This is a genomic window from Citrobacter sp. wls613 (assembly GCF_005281195.1).
GTDB classification, from domain to species: domain Bacteria; phylum Pseudomonadota; class Gammaproteobacteria; order Enterobacterales; family Enterobacteriaceae; genus Citrobacter; species Citrobacter gillenii.
Genome location: NZ_SZXN01000056.1, coordinates 89,357 through 91,333, shown reverse-complemented (window position 1 = coordinate 91,333; position 1,977 = coordinate 89,357). Strand labels below are relative to the sequence as shown.

Genomic DNA, 1,977 nt, shown 5'->3' with positions numbered 1-1,977 from the left:
GGAAACTGGCGGTAGCCGTGCGGCTCGCCGCTCGGATGGCGGCAGCCAGGGCTCCAGCGGCAACGGCCAGACAATTAACGTCTGTTCTCGCGCCTGCGGGCAGTCTGGCGCCACGCGTTTTTCTGACGCATCTAACCAGACGGGAAAACGAATACCGTTAACCCCTTCCTGCTCGGGTAATAACAGCGTAGGCGGCTGGCTACCGTCCAGTAGCCAGGTGGCTAAACGACGACGACAGTTACCGTCCCCGTTGGGCAAAAATTGCCCACCCGGCCAGCACACCACGCCCCGGCTGACTGACTCTGGTCGCGGGTCTTCAGGCTGGTTTGTCCCACGCGCCAGCAGCAGGTTGTTAACCTGATTCAGCAAAGGCACGGCGCTGGCAAAACCAAATTGCCCCACCACCGGCGTGCCGTCGGGTCTGCCGGTCCAGATGCCAATCACGTAACGTGAGTTAACGCCAATCGCCCACGCATCGCGATAGCCGTAGCTGGTGCCCGTTTTCCACGCCAGCGGTACCACACGACTCAGGGCGTTATCCGGCAGGGGCTGCGCGTCGTCCGCCATAATCCGCCGGATAATCCACGCCGCACCAGCGGACATCAGCGGGCGTTCCAGCAGCGGGTCTTCCGGCTGCAGACGGAGCTTTCCTGCTTTTCCCTGACGGGCAAAGGCGCTGTACGCCGCGACCATATCCTCAAGCCTGGCTCCCGCGCCCCCGAGGATCAGTGACAGATTTGGCGCAGCCCCTGCCGGTAAATACAACGGTAACCCCACGTTACGCAGCCTGGCGGCAAAACGTTTCGGGCCGTAGGCTTCCAGTACCTGGACTGCCGGCAGATTCAGCGAGCGCACCAACGCCTCGCTCATGCTTACCGGGCCATGAAAACCGCTGTCAAAATTCCCCGGACGATAATCCCCGGTACGCCGCGGTACGTCCTGCAATAATGAGGCCGGGTGAACCAGTCCGTCCTCCAACGCGAGTCCATAGACAAAGGGCTTCAGCACCGATCCCGGCGAGCGGATCGCGCTCACCATATCCACATGCCCAAAGCGGGTGTCATCATTCATATCCACCGAGCCCACCCAGCCACGTACGCGCATATCGGTATGGTCGACCACAATCATCGCCAGCGAACTGCGCGCCGGAAGCCGCCCCTTCCAGTTTTGCGCCAGCTCCTCTAGTTGACGTTGCAGCCCGGCGTCCAGCGTGGTGACAATTTTGTTGCTGCTGCTTTTGTTCAGCATCATGCGTGAGAATAACGGCGCCAATTGCGGCATCTGCCTTGGTGCCAGCCAGACCGGTTCTTCGCGTGATTCCTGCGCCTGTTTTGCCGACCAGACGCCCTGCGTCGCCATGCGATCGAGCACTTTATTGCGCGCGGCTTGCGCCCGATCCGGCCAACGGTCCGGACGCAGACGGCTCGGCGCCTGCGGCAGTACAGCCAGCAACGCGGCATCGGAGTAGCTGAGTTGTGCCGGTGATTTACCCAGATACGCCCAGCTTGCGGCACCAACGCCTTGCAGCGTCCCACCAAACGGCGCGCGGTTAAGATACAGCGTCAGGATATCGCGTTTGGAGAGATGCCATTCCAATTGGAATGCACGCCAGAGTTGGCGAAACTTACCGCCAAAAGTGCGCGGATGTGGGTCGAGCAGCCTAGCCACCTGCATGGTGAGCGTACTGCCTCCGGAGACCACGCGCCCGGAGGTGAGATCCTGCCAGGCGGCGCGAAGCACAGAAAACGGATTGACGCCGGGATGTTTCCAGAACCAGCGATCTTCGTAGTTAATGAGCGCCTCAAGATAACGGGGCGAGACCTCTTCAAGCGTGACCGGATAACGCCAGATACCGTCCGCGTCGGCAAAGCGCCACAGCGGCGTCCCGTCCTGAGCCACCACTACTCGCGCAGGATTAACCTCATGCAGCGGCAACGGCCAGATTTTATCCGCCGTCCACACCGCTGCCCCTGTCAG

Annotated in this window: 1 protein-coding gene; it reads right to left on the bottom strand. The window is 61.5% G+C overall.

The features are described 5' to 3' along the window. Positions 1-1,977, bottom strand: a 1,977-nt coding sequence (pbpC, locus tag FDX01_RS10585) for a peptidoglycan glycosyltransferase PbpC (protein WP_249360939.1), incomplete at its 3' end; no start/stop codon positions are given.